Origin of the sequence: Rahnella selenatireducens (genome assembly GCF_046449555.1) — a bacterium.
Taxonomy (GTDB): Bacteria; Pseudomonadota; Gammaproteobacteria; order Enterobacterales; family Enterobacteriaceae; genus Rahnella; species Rahnella selenatireducens.
On the sequence record NZ_JBKEZJ010000009.1, the window covers coordinates 125,548 to 142,631 of the forward strand.

Here is a 17,084-nt window from a genome sequence, read left to right on the forward strand (position 1 = left end):
GCTCCTCAGCGTTTGAGCATTTTCAGCGCGACGTCGCAGTAGATTTTGCTGCCCGCAATGAATTCGTCGATCGGGATAAATTCATCAGGCTTATGCGCCACAGCCAGCGAACCGGGGCCAATAATGATGCCCTTGGTGCCGAGACTGCGGAAATGCACCAGATCGCAGCCGCCCTGAAAACCGAACGGTCCGGGTTCCGGGTTGCCCTGTGCGGCGCAGGCTTCAACGCCCGCCAGTACAATCGGGTCTTCAGAATCGGTTTCGGTCGCGCCGCCGGTGGTCGGTTTAAAGGTGATGATTTCGCTGCGGACGCCGAATTTGTCGTGAGCCAGTTGCAGTAAATCCCGAATTTCCTGTTTTACCGCGTCTTCGTCTTCCCCCGGCACCATGCGACGGTCGAGCAGTAATTCGCAGGCACCCGGCAGCACGTTATCGGCGTGTCCGCCGCTGATGCGGGTCACGGTCAGGCTGGCGTTGCCGACCAGTGGGTGACAACGGCAGCGCACGCTGTGTTCGTGGGTTTCTTCGACCAGACCGAGTAACTGCGCGGTGCGGAAAATGGCGTTTTCGCCCAGCTCCGGCGTGCCGGAATGCGCGGTCACGCCGTGAACACGAACCAGGGGACGCAAACTGCCTTTATGCGCGGAATAAGTAGTGTTGGAGGTCGGTTCGCCAATCACCACGTAATCAATGTGAGCAGGCGCTTCGCGGACATAAAACTTCGCGCCTTCGCTGGCGACTTCCTCATCGGCGACAAAAATCGCCATCAGCGTGCCGCTCCAGTCGTTACGGTTGGCGGCCAGCCAGCGCATGGCTTCAATCATGGCCACAAGCGGGCCTTTGGCGTCGCAGGCTCCACGGCCAAATAACTTGCCGTCGCGCTCAGCCAGTGTGAACGGATCCTGTGCCCAGCCTTCTCCGGCGGGCACCACATCAATATGCGTGTTAAATGCAAAACACGGGCCGTCACCGTTTTCCAGACGGCCAATGACGTTGGTACGCCCGGGCGAATATTCGCTGAGCGTCATGTCGAAGCCGATTTCACTCAGCATCTGGCTGATGAGTTCGGCCGCTTCACGTTCGCGCCCCGGCGGGTTCTCGGTATTAATCGCGACCAGTGCGGCCAGATCGCGTTTCATTCTGCTGATATCGGGCGATGAAAGGCTCATCGGTGTCTCCTGAAATATCTTTTTTGTGGCAAAACTGGCCCCTGGTGAGGGCGCAATACGGGGGTGATTCTGGGTAAAAGGATCAATGTAAAATCTGATCCAGAAAGCGTTGTGCCCGAAGGCTGACGTCGCCGCCGAAGAATTTTTCGCCGGTCGCGTTTTCGATAATCTCGCCGTTTTCCATAAAGACGATTTGGTTGGCTGCGCGTTTCGCAAAGCCCATTTCATGCGTGACGACAATGCTGGTCATGCCTTCCGCGCTGAGATCGGCCATCACGTCAAGGACTTCGCGGATCATCTCCGGATCCAGCGCCGACGTAGGCTCATCAAACAGCATCAGTTTTGGCTTCATGGCTAACGCCCGCGCAATCGCCACGCGCTGCTGCTGGCCGCCGGAAAGTTCGTCCGGGAACGAATCGGCTTTGTCGGGAATGCGCACTTTGCCCAGCAGCTCCAGCGCCTGCGCTTCGGCCTCGCTGCGGCTGACGCCGAGCACGGTCATCGGTGCAAGCATGATGTTTTCCGCTGCCGTCAGGTGTGAGAAGAGTTCATAGTTCTGGAACACCATGCCGATGTCCTGCCGCAGTTTGTGTGGTTCAACGCTGGCGTGCGTGATGTCTTTATTGCGAAAGAAAATCGAGCCGCCCTGAACCGGCTCCAGCAAATTAATGCAGCGCAGAAGGGTGGATTTCCCCGAACCTGACGGGCCAATCAGCACCACGGTTTCTCCTTGTGCCACATTCAGGGAGCAGTTTTTCAGAACATGCTGCGGGCCAAAATGTTTATCGACGCCGATGATTTCCAGAACCGGTTTGGATTTACTCACAGGCTTCTCCTCAGTTTGGCGTGCTGCTGCGCAGCAGGCGTTCAGTCAAAGACAGCGCAGGTTTCTTGCGCTTTTTCGGGTCAAGCGAGCGTTCCAGCCAGGCCTGTCCGACCATGAAAATAGACGTCAGCACCAGGTAATAAACCCCGGCGGCGCACAGCGCTTCGAAATAACGAAAACTGGCGCTGGCGGTCTGGTTGGCGATAAGCAATAACTCCTGTACGGCAATTACCGATACCAGTGCGCTGGATTTCAGCATGCTGATCATCTGATTGCCCATTGGCGGCAGCACGATGCGCGCGGCCTGCGGCAACACAATCTTGCGCATGATCTGACTTTGGGTCATGCCGAGCGCCATGCCCGCGGTGCGCTGACCACTGCGTACTGCCTGTAAACCGGAGCGCAGAATTTCAGCCATGTACGCGCCTTCATTTAAGGAGAGCGCCATAACGGCGCAGGTGAACGCCGAGAAACGCAGGCCGAAAGTCGGCAGTACGTTGTAGACAAAAATAATCTGGAACAGAACCGGCGTGCCGCGAAACAGCCACAGATAAAAGAACGCCAGAACGGAACCCGCCCGGAAGCGGGATTCCTGGAGCAGAGCCAGAATCAGCCCTGCAATAATGCCGAAGAACAACGAGCACACCGTTAACAACAAGGTCATTAATGCGCCCTGAAAGAACGCCGGTGAGAACAGGTACTGCCAAACAAGATCAAGCGACATGAACTTTCCTCAACGTCAGGGCAAAGCTTTAAGGCCGGACTTCACAACATCAGAAAATGGACACTGAAGCCGGGAACTGCCATTTAGTGATGAGTTTCTGGTAAGTGCCGTCTTTCACCACGTCCTGTAAGCCTTTTTCCAGAAGGGATTTCATTTCGTCATCGCCTTTACGCACGGCAAAACCAATGTGCGTGTCGGTTTCAAACTCCGCACCGACGGCTTCGAAGGTGTCGCCTTTCTCGCTCAGCAGCGCGACCGCGCCCGGCGTGGAGAGGAATTCGGCGTCAGCGCGTTTTTGCGCCACTGCGACCGCAGAATCGGTTGCTGCCGGGAAGGTCAGCACGGTGAGCGCCGGCTTTTTGGCATCCAGACATTTCTGGTTATCTGCCCGCGCCTGACTTTCTTCGATACCGCCCAGCGTGACGGCGATGTTTTTGCCGCACAGGGATAAATCGCGGCCAGTGATTTTTTCCGGATTGCCTTTCACCACAATCACGCGGCTGCCGATTTTCAGGTAAGGGACGAAATCAACCTGTTCAGAGCGGGTTGGATTGATGTACATCGCGGAGTTGATGATATCCAGACGTTTGCCCTGCAACGCGGGGATCAGTCCTTTGAATTCCATCGACATCGGTTCCGGGGTCAGCGCCAGCTTTTTCGACAAGGCGGTGATGAGGTCGATATCGAAGCCGGTCAGCTTGCCGTCTTTGGTAAATTCAAACGGCATGAACGTGGCGGCGGTGCCGTACGTCAGCTGACCTTTGCTGACCAGAGCAGGCGCGGCGGCCTGGCTGAATAGCGGGGCACTCAGGCAAATTGCAGCCAGAGAGACGGCGGCATATCGGCGCAAAAAAGCTTTTTTTGACATGACAGACTCCAGTTTCCCATGAGCAGGATTGCTCTTTGTGTCTCATTAAATACAATTAAATTTGCGAGTCAAGGCTCTTTTTTGGTGCATTTGTTGCACAATTTGGGGGCTTTTTAACCAGGCTTCACCATCCATAAGGCTTGTGATATTGTACAAACCTAAACAACAAATACTTTCAGGTGTTGCTATTCCATGACCCAAACTACGACAGCCAGCGGAAGGCGTCTGGCAAACCAAATCCTTGACCTGATACGTGAAGCAAAATTTGAGCCAGGTCACCATCTGCGGGAGCAACAATTAGCCGATATGCTCGGCGTTTCCCGTACACCGGTGCGTACCGCGTTGAAATTGCTGTGTGAATTGGGAATTATCGAAGCGCGCCGCAATCAGGGTTTTTTCCTGCTGAAACCCTTCGATGAACTTCAGCGCATCAGCATTGATATTCCGGCCACTAGCGATCAGGACCTGTACGAGCAACTGGTCAAAGACCGCATCGCCGGAAAATTGCCGGATTCCCTGACGCAAACGGAAATCGCCCAGCGCTATGACGCCGACCGCGGCGTGCTGGCGCGCACGTTGCTCCGGTTGTCTGAGGACGGCCTGATCGCCCGCAACAAGGGGCATGGCTGGTCATTTTTACCGACGCTCAACACTGACGTGGCGCTGAGCAACGGCTATGGATTCCGCCTGATGATTGAACCGGGCGCGATGCTGGGGTCGGGATTTCACGCCGACAAAAGCGCGCTGCGGCGGCTGCGGATGCAGCATATCTACCTGATTACGCACCCCGATATTCTCGCCGTTGATGGCCGTCAGATTTTCGAAACGGACGCCACGTTCCACGAAATGCTGGCGGAATTCAGCGGCAATATTTTTGTTTTACAGGCGATACAGCAGCAAAACCGGCTGCGACGCCTGCTTGAGTTCGGCAGTTACACCAATAAACAGCGTGTGCGCGAATGGTGCGGCGAACACGTCGCCATCATCGATGCCGTGCTGGAAGGGCGGATGGAGGAGTCGGCAGAAATGATGCGTAGCCACCTGCAATCGGCTTATCAGATGGTGCTCAACAAGGTCAGCAAAGTTGGGTAATCCTTTGATTGAAATTTAATTTTTCATACGTTAACCAGAGGAAAAAGTGATGGATTTTGGGATTCAGGGCCGCGTGGCGCTGGTCAGCGGCGCGGGCGGCGGTCTGGGCCGGGCCATGGCGATTGCGCTGGCAGCGGAAGGCGCTCAGGTCGCGGTGTGCGGGCGAACGCTTGGCGCATTGCAGGAAACGGTCAGCCTTATCGAAGACCAGGGCGGAACGGCGCAGGCATGGGTGCTGGATCTCACGGCACCGGAAAGTTTTGACGATGTGCTGATGCAAATCCGTCGTATGTTCGGGCCGGTCGGTATTCTGGTCAACAACTCCGGCGGGCCGCCGCCGACCAAAGCCGCAGGGGTAGCGCCGGAACTTTGGCAAAGCCAGTTTGCGACGCTGGTCAGCCCGCTGATTGTTCTCACAGACAAAGTGTTGCCAGATATGCATAACGCAGGCTGGGGGCGGATTATCACCAGCACTTCCTCCGGTGTTGTGACTCCGATCGCGAATCTCGGAATATCCAACACGCTGCGCATGGCGCTGGTCGGCTGGTCAAAAACGCTGGCATCTGAAGTGGCGGCTGACGGCATTACGGTGAATGTGATGGTGCCGGGGCGGATTTCCACGCGTCGCCTGGGGCAGCTGGATGCTGCGCGCGCCGGGCGTGAAGGCCTTTCGGTTGAAGACGTGGTGGCGAAAAGCGCGGCGGGCATTCCGGCGAAACGTTACGGCAAACCGGAAGAATACGGCGCGGTGGCGGCATTTCTCGCCAGCCAGCAGGCTTCTTATGTGACCGGTTCTGTTATCCGCGTTGACGGCGGAATGATCCCGTCGGTGTGATTTTTTTTTGCGGCAAAGGCCCCAAGGTTTTGCGGTAGGCTTTTGCCGGTATTAACCTGACTAATCCTGCAACCTTCTTCATAAGAATGCATTATGTTGGTGCACCACGATGGACGATTCGGTTTTATTTTACTTAAGTTTTTTTACCCCGCCGGTTTTTTCAATCATCTCAGCAATCGTTTTTTCTTATGTTCCGTGGCATTAGCGCGCGGCGAGAAGCTATTTCATCTGCCCCACGGAGATTGGCGCAGATCTTGCTTTTATCAGTCACGCTAATCATTACCGAACGGTGTTCCCTTTAGGGCCAAATGGAGACAGAGATGAATCTCAGACGTCTGAAGTACTTCGTGAAAATCGTCGATATCGGTAGCCTGACGCAGGCCGCTGATGTTCTGCATATCGCACAACCAGCACTGAGCCAGCAACTGGCGACGCTGGAAGGGGAATTGCAGCAACAGTTGCTGATTCGCACCAAGCGCGGCGTGACGCCCACTGAAGCCGGGAACATTCTTTATTCACATGCGCAGGCGATTTTGCGTCAGTGCGATCAGATCCACGGCGCGGTGAACAGCGCGGGTCAGTCGCTGAGCGGGCAGGTGTCTGTCGGGCTTGCGCCGGGCACTGCGGCTTCCCAGCTGGCGCTGCCGTTATTGCAGGCCGTGCGTAAACAGCATCCGGGCATTTTGTTGTATCTCAACGAAAATTTCGGCACGGCGCTCGGGGATTTAGTGCTCAACGGCCGTATGGATATGGCGGTGTTGTACGGCACAAATAACGACGTCGGGCTGAGCAGTCAGCCGCTGATGAAAGAAGATTTGTATCTGGTCGGGACGCATGCCGTGCCCAATCCGGGAAAATATGTCGAGCTGTGTGATGTCGCGAAACTCAATCTGTTCATGCCGCGTTCATACAACGTGATGCGCCGTCTGGTTGACGATGCCATGGCGGTTCGCCGTCTGACGGCCAATATTATCGGTGAAATCGAGTCCTCCGCCACGTTGACGGCTGCCGTTGCCAGCGGTCTGGGCGCCACCATTTTGCCGGAATCCGCAGCCCGCGCCATGACGGGCCCGGCCAAAGCGTGGATGTCGTGCATCAGCAGCCCGGCGATTCAGGTTCCGCTTTCACTGTGTGTTTCAGAAACGCTGGCTCTGTCGCAGGAAGCGGCGGCGGTAAAGAAAATCTTGCTGTCGTTGGTTTTTGAGCAGGCGACGACAGAGGCAGAGCCTTTGCTGGCGGTGAGTTGACTGCGGTTGTAAAGACGTCCTCCCCTTTTACAAGGGGAGGTATTTTTCAGTGTTTAACACGGGCACTTGCCCATCTTCCCGCCTTCACTCGGGAACCGCGCCTCCAGACATCGGCGGTGAAACTCCCGCTCAGTCATGGGGGCCATTTCCGGGTGCCTCACCTGCATATGTGCCACGTAGTTCCTATAATCCTGAACCCCTACCATCAGCCTGAAACTTTGCGCCGTACGCTTAACAGCCAGTCTCAGCCACCCGGCGATGTTGTGCGGTTTCGGCTCGACAATGAACAGCGGACGGCAGCGGATTATACGGAACGCGGTAAGCCAGGGCGTTTTAAATAACAAATGTGACTCAGACATGGCGCGCCTCACGACGTTGCACAACAGCCGTTTCGTGTACCGTTGGTGTGGCAGAATTTAGCGCACGGCGGATCACGAAGAATGCTGAAATCAGCATAGTGACTGCCACCAGCATAAAGAACCCACACAAAATGGCGTTAATCTGATTATTCAGCACGATGGTGTGCATATCAGCCAGGGTTTTAGCCGGTTTGATGATTTCCCCGCTTTCGATCCCTGCACTGATTTTTTTCGCCTGTGCCAGGAATCCGATCGATGGTTTTTCGTGGAAAATCTTCTGCCAGCCCGCGGTCATGGAGGTAATAAACAGCCAGACAGTCGGCAAAATTGTGACCCATGCATAGCGCTGTTTTTTCATTTTGAACAGCACCACCGTACCCAGAATCAGCGCCATGGAAGCCAGCATCTGGTTACCGATGCCGAATAATGGCCACAGAGTATTGATGCCGCCTAATGGATCGACCACGCCCTGATAAACAAAGAAACCCCAGCCCGCTACGGCGACTGTTGTCCCTGCAATTGTCCCCACCCACGACCGGTTATTTGCCAGCGAAGGAACTGCTACGCCAACCAGGTTCTGCACCATAAAGCGGCAGGCACGGGTACCGGCATCCACCGCCGTCAGAATAAATAAGGCTTCAAACAGAATGGCGAAGTGATACCAGAACGCCATCATGGCGCGGCTGTTGAAAACGACGGTAATAATCTGATGCGGTTGACGCTTTGCGACGGGAAGACTGGTCGGATGACAGTAAAGTTGTGGCGGGGCAGAGATAAAACGAAAAAAAACCGGCCTGTGAAAGGCCGGTTCGGGTCAGGATTTCAGGTTTGACTGCCCTGAAGATTACTCAGCGTCAGCAGGTTTTGGCTGACCTGGTTTATGGTCACGCATCTGTTCCATTTTGGCAGCGCGTTTCTGGTAGTTCTCGTTGAACTGTTTTTTCTGCTCAGGCGTCAGCAGGTTATACATTTTATTTTCAGCACGTGCGCGATCCAGCATGCGGTCGGACTGTGCTTTGGTGATGGAATCAATCTGCGATTTCACTTTCGCTTCATCAAAGCTGTCTGAAGCGACTAAGGTGTGCATCTGATCCATCTGCGCTTTCATTGCAGCGCGGTCAGGGCGCGCGCCGCTGTCTTTCATAATTTCTTTCATCTGAGTTTTCTGCTGCTCAGTCAGGTTCAGACCTGCGAACGGGTTCATATGATGCGGGCCTTTATGGTGCATCATTTTGCCGTGAGTCGCAGCAGGTGCGTCAGTTGCCGGAGTGGCTGTGGTTTCAGCAGCAAACGCGAAAGAAGCAGAGCTCAGAGCCAGAGTTGAAGCCACAATCATTGCGGTAAGTTTACGCATAATTAAATTCCTCATTGGAGATTCAGGCACATCGCCCGTTTTGTTTCGACGAAAGCAAGTCTACTGAATCCAATGAATAGTAATGCGAGCAAGATGTAAAAGAGTGAAAGCCGAAGTGTTACTTTTCAGCCGATCGTGGAGAAAATGTTTAGAAAGCGTAAGGTTGCGAGAACAGGCATGAATGGAAGTTCAGATAAATCTGAGTAATGCGGTGAGTTGACACATTACCATGGTGAATGTTTGGCCGCCAGACTTCTAAAGTAAAGATTGTTTGCGGTTGATATCCGGTTTACATCGCCGGATACGGGCAAAACCCTGCATAATAGTTACCCTTTGGTTAACATCTTCTATAACAGTGCTGATTACCCATGACTGAATCCCGCTACGAAACGCTGGCGCGTACCTTGCGCCGGCAAATCGACACTCAGGTCTGGCTGCCGGGCGACCGTCTGCCTTCCTTACGCGAGTCCTGCAAACAGTCCGGGCTGAGCCTGATGACGGTGTTACAGGCGTACCAGTTGCTTGAAAGCCAGGGCGTAATTGTTGCGCGCCCGCAGTCCGGCTATTACGTCGCGGCGGGGGTGCAGCGTCCGGTTCGCCGCCAGCCCGATGAGCGTCTGCACGCCGCCGAACAGGTGGACGTCAATGATGCGATTTTTGACATTCTGAAAGCGGGGCAGGATCCTTCCGTTGTGCCGCTCGGCTCGGCATTTCCCGATCCGACATTATTCCCGCAGCCGCGTCTGGCGCGGTCACTTGCCAGCGCCGTCCGCCGGATGTCGCCGCACAGCGCCACCGCCAATTTGCCGCCAGGCAACGAAGAGCTGCGCCGCAGCATTGCCCGCCGTTATGCTCAGAATGGAATAGAAGTTGCGCCCGATGAAATCGTCATTACATCTGGCGCGATGGAATCTTTAGGGCTGAGTTTGCAGGCCGTGACCGAGCCGGGTGACTGGGTGGCGATTGAGTCCCCGGCATTTTATGGCGCATTGCAGGCCATAGAGCGGCGCAAGTTAAAAGCGATCGCTATTCCGACTGACGTGCGTTTTGGTATGGATCCCGATGCGCTGGAAAAAGCGCTGGAAACCTATCCGATAAAAGCCTGCTGGCTGATGTCGAGTTTTCAGAACCCGCTCGGTTGTACGATGCCGTCCGACAATAAGGTGCGTCTGGTGGATATCCTGCAACGGCATCAGGTGGCGTTAATCGAAGACGATGTTTACAGCGAACTGTATTTTGGCAGTGAACGCCCGGTGCCGCTGAAGGCGTCGGCGTACCGCAGCGAAATTCTGCACTGTTCTTCATTCTCTAAATGTCTGGCACCCGGTTTTCGCGTCGGATGGGTGGCGGCAGGGAAATACGTTGAGCGTATTGAACGGTTGCAGCTGATGAGCACGTTATCAGCCAGCGTGCCGGTGCAACTGGCGCTGGCGGATTTCCTGCAAAAAGGTGGGCAGCAGGGCGGTTACGACACCCATTTACGCCGCCTGCGCCGGGTGCTGGAACAGCGGCAAATGGCGATGCATCACGCCATTATCAAAGAATTCCCCGCGCAGGTTTCGGTTTCCCAACCGCAGGGCGGCTATTTCCTCTGGCTCGATTTGGGCGATAACGTGGACGCCGCGCGGGTCTATCAGCGCGCACTGGCCAAAGGCGTCAGCGTCGCGCCGGGCACGATGTTTTCCGCCGACGAGCGTTTCCGCCATTGTTTGCGCATCAACACGTCATTCGAATGGGGCCCGCACACCGCCCGCGCGATATCCGTTCTGGCAGGGCTGGTGGCGGAGGAGATTCGGGGGTCATTGGGAAGTGCTTAACCCCCCCCGCCTTTTTAGATGGTGGGGATTTTACGTTTTACCAGCCGCGCTGGATCCTGCCGGCGCTGAAAATCGGGGCTTCATAGTTATCAGAGATATTGCGTACGCGATAAATTTTCCACGTCATGTCTTCACGTTTCAAATATGTCTCAAGGTGAAGGCTTTTTCCGTGGTCAATTCCAAGCCAGACATCCACGATTTTTCCGCCCATAAAACTGCGCACGGCCCCCGTCTTAAAAGCGGGGATCCACGCCGCGTCATAATCTTGCGTATAAGTAAAATAATCCGCGCTAACGATCCCCTGTTCCGGGATTTTATCCACGTCGGCAAGACGGTTTAAGGTATCCGCCGCCACATAACGACGCATTTCAGGCGAATCATATGCCGGTGGGGGATCTTTCAGAAAAGCCGGAAAATAAAATCCATAAAAATCGGTGACCTGTTTAATCGCTTGCTGATTATCATCGTTACGGGAAGTACACGCTGTTAATAAGCTGAGAGCTAATAGAATCACTATACGCATCAGTTCTTCCGGTAAATTTTGTAGGCGGGGTGGGTGTTACGATATCCCTGGCCGGGATACATACTGGTTTGGCGAAAATCTGAAAACCACGTTGTACCGTCGTACATTGTCATATGACCGGATGGGTTACCTCCCTGATAGGGTTGAATTATTGCCACATCTCCCGCGACTAATGTGGAGCCTGCTGGCACCTCTCTGAACCCGGCGCGTTCAAGCGAAGCACCGTAGTCTTTCGCATCAGGTATATTGTCCAGATGAACGCCGCCAGCCTCTATCGCCTGCCGGGTATAACGGGCACAGCGGTGTGTAGAGTGTGAGCCTGCATTACTCCTGATATGTGATATTGCGGCATCTCGGTTCCAGCTCATAATTTTCCCTAATCTGAGAACAATTGAGCAGACAAAGTACGCCGCAGAAAACGACAGAACAACAAAACGAATGCGCGGTGAGGCACTTTCAGAGGTTTGTTATACGAAAACGCATTAGCCGAAACGATTATTCCCCGCGCAAATTCATAAATCCTGCTCCCTCAATGTTTTTCCGACATTTCCTCCGGGATGCACCTTCAGAAGCCTTTGCTGATCAAAGCCGTTGCGATGCATGATGTTGCCGCACAGCGCGTCAAATATCGCCAGTACCAGAACGATAGACGTGGTGGCCAGCATATTGAGCGGGTCAATTTCCTGCTGAATATGGGTTTTCACCACCAGCGTGGCGGCACGGGCAATCGCAGAATCCAGATTCTCTGTCACGCTGATGATGGCGACGCCTTTGGTTTTCAGCGTCGGCAACAGGCGTGTCAGCTCTTCGGAATTTCCACCGCGTGAAATCAGGATCATCAGGTCATCGCTACGCAGAAAGCCCAGGTCGCCGTGCGCGGCGTCGGTGGCGCTGAGATAGACCGACGGCTGTTCGACACACGCCAGCATGTGCGCAATTTTACGTGCGGCAATGCCGGATGTGCCGACGCCGGTGACGGCAATTTTGCCTTTACAACCGGTGACCAGCGTCAGCAACTGACGCCAGATATCGGCGTCGAGATGGTGCTGCAGCGCCAGCAATTCCTGGCTATATGTCCGCCAGCCCTGACATGCCAGCTGAAACTCCTCGTCAGCGGTCATTGTTCTTCCCCCTGCATCAGGCGGCGGTATTTCATGCTGTCGTGATACATCTCGTGGAAAACGCGGTATTTACGGTCGTAATATTCTTTGATTTTGTTGGTTTGCGGTGTGACGGTTTTGCCGATACGGCTCATGGCGGCCATCGCTTCGGGCAGTGAATCGTATGCGCCTGCTGCCACCGTGCCCATCATGGCGCTGCCGAGCAACATCGCCTCGCTCTCTTCCGGCAGTAACATTGCGCAGCCCGTGGCGTTGGAATGTTCCTGCACAAACACCGGATTTTTGGTGCCGCCGCCGCTCGCCATCATGGTATCAATGCGGTAGCCGCTCTGATTCATGGTTTCAATGATATGACGGGTGCCGAGCGCCAGCGCCTGGATCGTTGCGAGATAATGCAGCGCCATGTCTTCCGGCGTGCGCGAGAGTTTCAGGCCGGTCAGCGTGCCGGTGAGCGTCGGGTTGGCGCGCGGCGAACGGTTGCCGTGGAAGTAGGGCAGCATATGAATGTCTTTGGTCAGGAACGCGATATTTTCCGGTTCACCCGCCATTTTACGCAGCAGACTGTTCAGTATTTCATAAATGGTTTTGCCACTGTCTTTGCCCTGTTTCAGCAAATCCTGATAGCACGGATGTGACTGAATCACGTGGTCGATCAGCGCCCCGGTGGTGGACTGGCCGCCTTCGTTCAGCCAGTAATCCGGCAGGATCGCGGAGAAATACGGCCCCCAGATGCCGCCGATATAGCGTGCGCTGCGGGACATCGCCATATGCGCCGTAGAAGTGCCGCCGATCAGCGCAATGCGGTTGTCGAAATCGGCGGATTCACCGGATACGCCGCTGGCGCCGAGAATGCCGAGGCTGCCCGCGTGCGCATCAATGATTGAGACGCTGACCGCCGTGCCGGCCATCAGCCCCATTTCAGCGGCGGCGCGCTGTGTCAGGCCGTGGCCCAGCGGTTCGCCCATGGTTTTGACTTCGCTGCCGATTTTCGCGGCATTATTTTCCAGCAGGTCTTCCAGCCCAATCTGGCGGAAATAGCTCGGATCCCAGCGGTCTTCATGGCCGATATAAGTCCATTTACACACCGTGGAACACAGTGAGCGGGTGGTACTTTGCGTGGCACGCCAGGTCAGGAAATCCGGCAAATCAAACAGATGCCCAACGTTATTCCACGTCGTCGGCATATGTTGTTTCAGCCACAGGAGTTTTGGCGTCTGCATTTCTGGCGAAATAATCCCGCCGACGAATTCCAGCACGCGGTGGCCGGTGGCGTTGATGCGTTCGGCCTGCGTGATGGCGCGATGATCCATCCACACAATAATGTTCTGCTCGCTGCGACCGGACGGGCTGACGGTCAGCGGTTTACCTTCTTTATCGAGCACCACCAGCGAACAGGTGGCGTCAAAGCCGATGCCTTTTACCTGAATCGGGTTGATGTCGGCCTGATTCACCGCGTCTTTAACGGCGTTGCAGACGGATTGCCAGATCTCATCGGAAGACTGCTCAACGAAATCAGCTTTTGGGCGGTACAGCGTAATTTCACGGCTGGCCTGACCGACCATGCGGCCGGTCATGTCGAAGACGCCCGCACGGGCGCTGCCGGTTCCTACGTCAACTCCAATAAAATAACTCGCCATGTTTTTTCCCTTCGGTAAAAGCAATTCGCTTAAGATTTTCTGTTTTGTAAGGCGATAAACAGGATCAGGACGCCGCCCCAGAGTGCCATCGTCAGGTAACTGCTGACGCCCATCAGGTTCAGGCCGCTTTCCAGCATTTGCAGGACGATCAGCGCCAGTACCAGCCCGAGAACCCGTCCGAATCCGCCGTCGGGGTTGATCCCGCCGAGCACGGACGCAAGAATGGTCACCAGCAAATACGAGTCGCCGTAGCCCGCTTTCGCCGAGTTGAATTTAGACATCATCAGCAGCGCCGCGCCCCAGCCGAGCAGGGCGGAAAGCACGTACACCGCGATGGTGACTCTATGTGTGTTGACGCCGCTAAAGCGCGTGGCCTGTTCGTTGGAACCCATCAGGTACAAACTGCGGCCGAGCGTGGTGTGTTCCAGTAAAACCCACAGTAGCAGCGCCACCAGCAGGAAAAGCAGCAGGGCGACCGGAATACCCAGCAGGCTGCCGTTGCTCAGATACTGAATCGCCGCCGGGAAGCCGGAAATCACTGCGCCGTTGGTAAGCAAAATGTTCAGCCCGGCAATCAGCGTCATGGTGCCGAGCGTGGCCAGAATCGGGGAAACGCCGACGTACGCAATCAGCGCGCCGTTCAGTACGCCAATCACTATCGCCACCGCGAGCCCGGCGAGCATAGCCAGCGCGAAATACCCCGGCTGGTCGGGATGCGCCACCAGAATCGCAGCCATCGCCAGCGAACAGGCATTAGCCCCGGCAATGACGGAAAGGTTGATCCCGCCGGTCAGCATGGTGATGCCCATGCCTAACGCCAGCATGCCCAGAATCGGCAACTGCGAGGAAATCGACTGGAAATTGCCGACGCTGTAAAAACTGCCGCCCAGCGTGAAGGAAAACAGTACGGCGACAGCGACGATGATCAGCAACTGCAAGCGGATGATGCGGTCGCCGGGGAGAATTCGGGTTAAGGTCTTCATGTCACATCCCCTTCGCCAGTTTGCGTTTTTCGTTCCATGCGGTGCTGCTGATGCTGACCAGAATGATCACGCCGCTGAAAACTTGATGCCAGTAAGACGAAATGCTCAGTAATGTCAGCCCGTTTTGCAGGAAGGCCAGCAGCATAACGCCCAGGATTGTGCCGGTCAGCGAGCCGCGTCCGCCGGTCATGCTGGTACCGCCCAACACCACCGCTGCCAGTACCGTCAGCTCGTAGCCGAGCAGGGAATTGGGCGCGACGGACTGCGTGATTTGCGCCTGTACCACTGCCGCAATGCCTGCCAGCAAACCCATAAAGCCGTAAACGTAGAAGTGCAGACGCAGAATGTTCAGCCCGAGACGCGAGGCGGCGTCACGGTTGCTGCCCATCGCGTAAATCTGGCGGCCTACGCGGGTGCGGTTCATGAGTACGCCGGTGGCGATAATCACGCCCAGCAGACTGAGCAGCGGCAACGTCAGGCCATAGTCATAGCCGTCTGCGGCAGTGAACGAGAACCAGCTGATGCCGTTCATAAACCAGTCCGGGAAACCGTACAGCCAGGTGCCGTTGGTCAGATACACCAGCAAACCGTAAAACAGATTCAGCGTGGCAATGGTGATGATAATTGCCGGAACGCGCAGCCAGTAAACCAGGAATCCGTTCACCAGTCCGAGCAGCAAACCGGTACCCATCGACATCGCAAACGCCAGCGGAAAACTGCCGCCGTGGTGAATGATGTAACTCGCCATCACGTACTGAGCGATTGAGGTCACGGCAGGGAATGAGATATCAATGCCGCCGGCAATCAGCACCACAAACAGGCCACAGGCCAAAATGCCAAGAATGGCGTAGCTGGTGGCGACGTCGGTGAGGTTGCCGAGCGTCATAAATTCATTGGTGCGCAGGCTCAGGCCGATGACCAGCAGCAGAACCAGTAATCCCAGCCAGAATTCGTGCTGAGAAAACAATTTGGAGAGCTTTTTGTTATCCATTGATTGCCTCCGCAATCTGCGCTTCGCTGCTCTGGTGCGGGGCAAACTCCGCCACCAACTGGCCTTTGCGCATCACCAGCACGCGGTGACTGTTGTAATAAGCTTCGGGAATTTCATCGCAGATCATCAGAACGGCCATGCCGGACTCCGCCAGATCGCGCGCAATACGGTAGATGCCTTCTTTGTTGGCGATATCCACGCCGACCGTCGGCGAATCCAGAATCAGAATATGCGGCTGCGTCGCCACCCATTTGGCGATGGCGATACGCTGCGCATTCCCGCCGGATAACGTTTTCACCGGCAGCGCGCTGTCCGAGACTTTAATGTTCAGGTCGCGGATCAGATCGTTCACCACAGCAGCCGCTTTGCGGTGATCCATGAGGCCTGTGGCGGTGTGCAACTTGTCGAAGATGGACACCAGCGTGTTGTCGTAAATCGACTGCTCCATGACCAGCCCTTGCGTCAGGCGGTCTTCCGAGACATAGGCGATACCGTGACGGATAGCGTCGCGGTTGTTATGAAATTTCACCGCGTTGCCGTTCACGCGAATTTCACCGCTGTCCGGCGGGCTCATGCCGAACAGGCTCAGGCAGAGTTCGGTGCGCCCCGACCCCAGCAGGCCGATAATCGAGGTAATCTCGCCCTGACGCAGCGACAGCGAAATATCCTGATACTGGCCTTTGCGGCTCAGATGGCTGACTTCCAGCAGTGGTGTGGCTTCAGCGGGTGCACGGTGCGGCAGATGGCTGTAGCTAAAACGCTGCCCGGTCATCAGGAAGGCGAGTTCATTGCTGTCGAGCGAACTGGCCGGATAGGTGCCAACCAGCTTACCGTCGCGCATGACGCTGATCCGGTCAGCGACTTCCATCACTTCATCTAATCGGTGGCTGACGAACACTACGCAAATGCCCGCCGCTTTCAGCTCGTTGACCACCCGCAGCAGGCCGTTCACCTCGGTGCGGGTCAATGACGCGGTGGGTTCATCCATGATCACAAGGCTGGCGTCAGCAGCGATTGCCCGGCATATTGCCACCAGCTGACGGTCGGCGATCGATAATTTTTCGACTTTACGATCCGGGTCGAGAGAAACCCCAACCCGTTGCATAGCCGCTATCGCTTTTTTGCGCATTGCCTCGCGATGTACCCAAAAATCGCCGCCCGGCAAATAGCGGTGAATTGCTATATTTTCGGCGACGGATAAATTAGGGAATAAAGAAAGATCCTGATAAATCACCTGAATGCCGTAATAAGAAGAGAGTTGCGGCGTTAAGGAATGAAAGAGTTTGCCGTCCAGCGTAATCGCGGCGCCTTTTTCCGGCTGATAAACGCCGGAAATGACTTTAATAATTGTGCTTTTTCCGCAGCCATTCTGGCCCGCCAGACAATGTACTTCGCCTTTATTTAAGGTGAGCGAGACATTATCCAGTGCCAATACGCCGGGGAATTTTTTGCTGATTTTCTCGAGGCTGATAAATGCCTCAGCAGGAACGGCGGGCGTGAGCATGTTCATCACATTATCCTTGCAGCGTTTACCCCGT

17 protein-coding genes and 1 pseudogene are annotated in these 17,084 nt (G+C 55.4%); 4 read left to right on the forward strand and 14 right to left on the reverse strand.

Features of this window, described 5'->3' with window-relative positions:
* Positions 1 to 5: 5 nt before the first annotated feature.
* From ACLBVC_RS16090 to ACLBVC_RS16105, 4 genes are all read right to left on the reverse strand, one after another.
* On the reverse strand, positions 6 to 1,169 hold the full coding sequence (locus tag ACLBVC_RS16090) for a M20 family metallopeptidase (RefSeq protein WP_410150463.1): 1,164 nt from the start codon (positions 1,167 to 1,169) through the stop codon (positions 6 to 8).
* An 82-nt stretch (positions 1,170 to 1,251) separates the two neighbouring features.
* Positions 1,252 to 1,995, reverse strand: a complete 744-nt coding sequence (locus ACLBVC_RS16095) for an amino acid ABC transporter ATP-binding protein (protein WP_152326870.1) — start codon at positions 1,993 to 1,995, stop codon at positions 1,252 to 1,254.
* A gap of 10 nt (positions 1,996 to 2,005) precedes the next feature.
* Positions 2,006 to 2,719 (reverse strand): amino acid ABC transporter permease, encoded by a 714-nt coding sequence (locus tag ACLBVC_RS16100; protein WP_195812639.1) that lies wholly within the window; start codon positions 2,717 to 2,719, stop codon positions 2,006 to 2,008.
* A 49-nt stretch (positions 2,720 to 2,768) separates the two neighbouring features.
* Complete coding sequence (locus ACLBVC_RS16105) at positions 2,769 to 3,587, reverse strand: ABC transporter substrate-binding protein (RefSeq protein WP_410150464.1); 819 nt, start codon at positions 3,585 to 3,587, stop codon at positions 2,769 to 2,771.
* Between the two features lie 192 nt (positions 3,588 to 3,779).
* Here ACLBVC_RS16105 and ACLBVC_RS16110 point away from each other — a divergent pair, with 192 nt between their 5' ends.
* The 3 genes from ACLBVC_RS16110 (at position 3,780) to nac (ending at position 6,761) form a co-directional block, all read left to right on the forward strand.
* Positions 3,780 to 4,679 carry a GntR family transcriptional regulator gene (locus tag ACLBVC_RS16110; RefSeq protein WP_410150465.1) on the forward strand — a complete coding sequence of 300 codons (900 nt, stop codon included), beginning with the start codon at positions 3,780 to 3,782 and terminating at the stop codon, positions 4,677 to 4,679.
* A gap of 49 nt (positions 4,680 to 4,728) precedes the next feature.
* Positions 4,729 to 5,514: an SDR family oxidoreductase gene (locus tag ACLBVC_RS16115; RefSeq protein ID WP_410150466.1), complete on the forward strand. Its 786-nt coding sequence runs from the start codon at positions 4,729 to 4,731 to the stop codon at positions 5,512 to 5,514.
* A gap of 320 nt (positions 5,515 to 5,834) precedes the next feature.
* A complete protein-coding gene (nac, locus tag ACLBVC_RS16120; RefSeq protein WP_410150467.1) occupies positions 5,835 to 6,761 on the forward strand; it encodes a nitrogen assimilation transcriptional regulator NAC in 927 nt (308 codons plus the stop codon).
* A 53-nt stretch (positions 6,762 to 6,814) separates the two neighbouring features.
* On the opposite strand, the gene ACLBVC_RS16125 is transcribed toward nac, so the two are convergent.
* The 3 genes and pseudogenes from ACLBVC_RS16125 to spy all read right to left on the reverse strand — a co-directional run bounded on the left by ACLBVC_RS16125 (position 6,815) and on the right by spy (position 8,474).
* Entirely contained in the window at positions 6,815 to 7,120 is a 306-nt protein-coding gene (locus tag ACLBVC_RS16125) for a YbdD/YjiX family protein (protein WP_410150468.1), read from the reverse strand.
* Positions 7,113 to 7,826 (reverse strand): annotated as a pseudogene (locus ACLBVC_RS16130) (carbon starvation CstA family protein); the annotation flags it as partial. The pseudogene ACLBVC_RS16130 and the gene ACLBVC_RS16125, both read right to left, overlap by 8 nt.
* Before the next feature lie 138 nt (positions 7,827 to 7,964).
* Complete coding sequence (gene spy, locus ACLBVC_RS16135) at positions 7,965 to 8,474, reverse strand: ATP-independent periplasmic protein-refolding chaperone Spy (RefSeq protein ID WP_410150469.1); 510 nt, start codon at positions 8,472 to 8,474, stop codon at positions 7,965 to 7,967.
* Between the two features lie 368 nt (positions 8,475 to 8,842).
* Here spy and ACLBVC_RS16140 point away from each other — a divergent pair, with 368 nt between their 5' ends.
* Entirely contained in the window at positions 8,843 to 10,291 is a 1,449-nt protein-coding gene (locus tag ACLBVC_RS16140; RefSeq protein WP_410150470.1) for an aminotransferase-like domain-containing protein, read from the forward strand.
* A 37-nt stretch (positions 10,292 to 10,328) separates the two neighbouring features.
* On the opposite strand, the gene ACLBVC_RS16145 is transcribed toward ACLBVC_RS16140, so the two are convergent.
* The 7 genes from ACLBVC_RS16145 to ACLBVC_RS16175 all read right to left on the reverse strand — a co-directional run bounded on the left by ACLBVC_RS16145 (position 10,329) and on the right by ACLBVC_RS16175 (position 17,056).
* The gene (locus ACLBVC_RS16145; RefSeq protein WP_410150471.1) at positions 10,329 to 10,814 is read right to left on the reverse strand and encodes a YqhG/Tai3 family protein; all 486 of its coding nucleotides are present in this window, start codon (positions 10,812 to 10,814) and stop codon (positions 10,329 to 10,331) included.
* Positions 10,814 to 11,182, reverse strand: coding sequence for a hypothetical protein (locus ACLBVC_RS16150; protein ID WP_410150472.1), 369 nt, complete (start codon positions 11,180 to 11,182; stop codon positions 10,814 to 10,816). The genes ACLBVC_RS16145 and ACLBVC_RS16150 overlap by 1 nt, the downstream gene beginning before the upstream one ends.
* Positions 11,183 to 11,326: 144 nt before the next feature.
* Positions 11,327 to 11,935, reverse strand: a complete 609-nt coding sequence (locus ACLBVC_RS16155) for an SIS domain-containing protein (protein WP_410150473.1) — start codon at positions 11,933 to 11,935, stop codon at positions 11,327 to 11,329.
* Complete coding sequence (locus ACLBVC_RS16160) at positions 11,932 to 13,572, reverse strand: FGGY-family carbohydrate kinase (protein WP_410150474.1); 1,641 nt, start codon at positions 13,570 to 13,572, stop codon at positions 11,932 to 11,934. The genes ACLBVC_RS16155 and ACLBVC_RS16160 overlap by 4 nt, the downstream gene beginning before the upstream one ends.
* Before the next feature lie 29 nt (positions 13,573 to 13,601).
* The gene (locus tag ACLBVC_RS16165) at positions 13,602 to 14,555 is read right to left on the reverse strand and encodes an ABC transporter permease (RefSeq protein ID WP_410150475.1); all 954 of its coding nucleotides are present in this window, start codon (positions 14,553 to 14,555) and stop codon (positions 13,602 to 13,604) included.
* 1 nt (position 14,556) lies between these two features.
* Positions 14,557 to 15,546, reverse strand: a complete 990-nt coding sequence (locus tag ACLBVC_RS16170; protein WP_410150476.1) for an ABC transporter permease — start codon at positions 15,544 to 15,546, stop codon at positions 14,557 to 14,559.
* Entirely contained in the window at positions 15,539 to 17,056 is a 1,518-nt protein-coding gene (locus tag ACLBVC_RS16175) for a sugar ABC transporter ATP-binding protein (protein ID WP_410150477.1), read from the reverse strand. The genes ACLBVC_RS16170 and ACLBVC_RS16175 overlap by 8 nt, the downstream gene beginning before the upstream one ends.
* Positions 17,057 to 17,084 lie beyond the last annotated feature (28 nt).

Bases quoted from the DNA above. Each gene is read 5' to 3' on its own strand.
- ACLBVC_RS16090 (WP_410150463.1), bottom strand. From the start codon at position 1,169: ATGAGCCTTTCATCGCCCGATATCAGCAGAATGAAACGCGATCTGGCC.
- ACLBVC_RS16100 (WP_195812639.1), bottom strand. From the start codon at position 2,719: ATGTCGCTTGATCTTGTTTGGCAGTACCTGTTCTCACCGGCGTTCTTT.
- ACLBVC_RS16105 (WP_410150464.1), bottom strand. From the start codon at position 3,587: ATGTCAAAAAAAGCTTTTTTGCGCCGATATGCCGCCGTCTCTCTGGCT.
- ACLBVC_RS16110 (WP_410150465.1), top strand. From the start codon at position 3,780: ATGACCCAAACTACGACAGCCAGCGGAAGGCGTCTGGCAAACCAAATC.
- ACLBVC_RS16115 (WP_410150466.1), top strand. From the start codon at position 4,729: ATGGATTTTGGGATTCAGGGCCGCGTGGCGCTGGTCAGCGGCGCGGGC.
- nac (WP_410150467.1), top strand. From the start codon at position 5,835: ATGAATCTCAGACGTCTGAAGTACTTCGTGAAAATCGTCGATATCGGT.
- ACLBVC_RS16125 (WP_410150468.1), bottom strand. From the start codon at position 7,120: ATGTCTGAGTCACATTTGTTATTTAAAACGCCCTGGCTTACCGCGTTC.
- spy (WP_410150469.1), bottom strand. From the start codon at position 8,474: ATGCGTAAACTTACCGCAATGATTGTGGCTTCAACTCTGGCTCTGAGC.
- ACLBVC_RS16140 (WP_410150470.1), top strand. From the start codon at position 8,843: ATGACTGAATCCCGCTACGAAACGCTGGCGCGTACCTTGCGCCGGCAA.
- ACLBVC_RS16145 (WP_410150471.1), bottom strand. From the start codon at position 10,814: ATGCGTATAGTGATTCTATTAGCTCTCAGCTTATTAACAGCGTGTACT.
- ACLBVC_RS16150 (WP_410150472.1), bottom strand. From the start codon at position 11,182: ATGAGCTGGAACCGAGATGCCGCAATATCACATATCAGGAGTAATGCA.
- ACLBVC_RS16155 (WP_410150473.1), bottom strand. From the start codon at position 11,935: ATGACCGCTGACGAGGAGTTTCAGCTGGCATGTCAGGGCTGGCGGACA.
- ACLBVC_RS16160 (WP_410150474.1), bottom strand. From the start codon at position 13,572: ATGGCGAGTTATTTTATTGGAGTTGACGTAGGAACCGGCAGCGCCCGT.
- ACLBVC_RS16165 (WP_410150475.1), bottom strand. From the start codon at position 14,555: ATGAAGACCTTAACCCGAATTCTCCCCGGCGACCGCATCATCCGCTTG.
- ACLBVC_RS16170 (WP_410150476.1), bottom strand. From the start codon at position 15,546: ATGGATAACAAAAAGCTCTCCAAATTGTTTTCTCAGCACGAATTCTGG.
- ACLBVC_RS16175 (WP_410150477.1), bottom strand. From the start codon at position 17,056: ATGAACATGCTCACGCCCGCCGTTCCTGCTGAGGCATTTATCAGCCTC.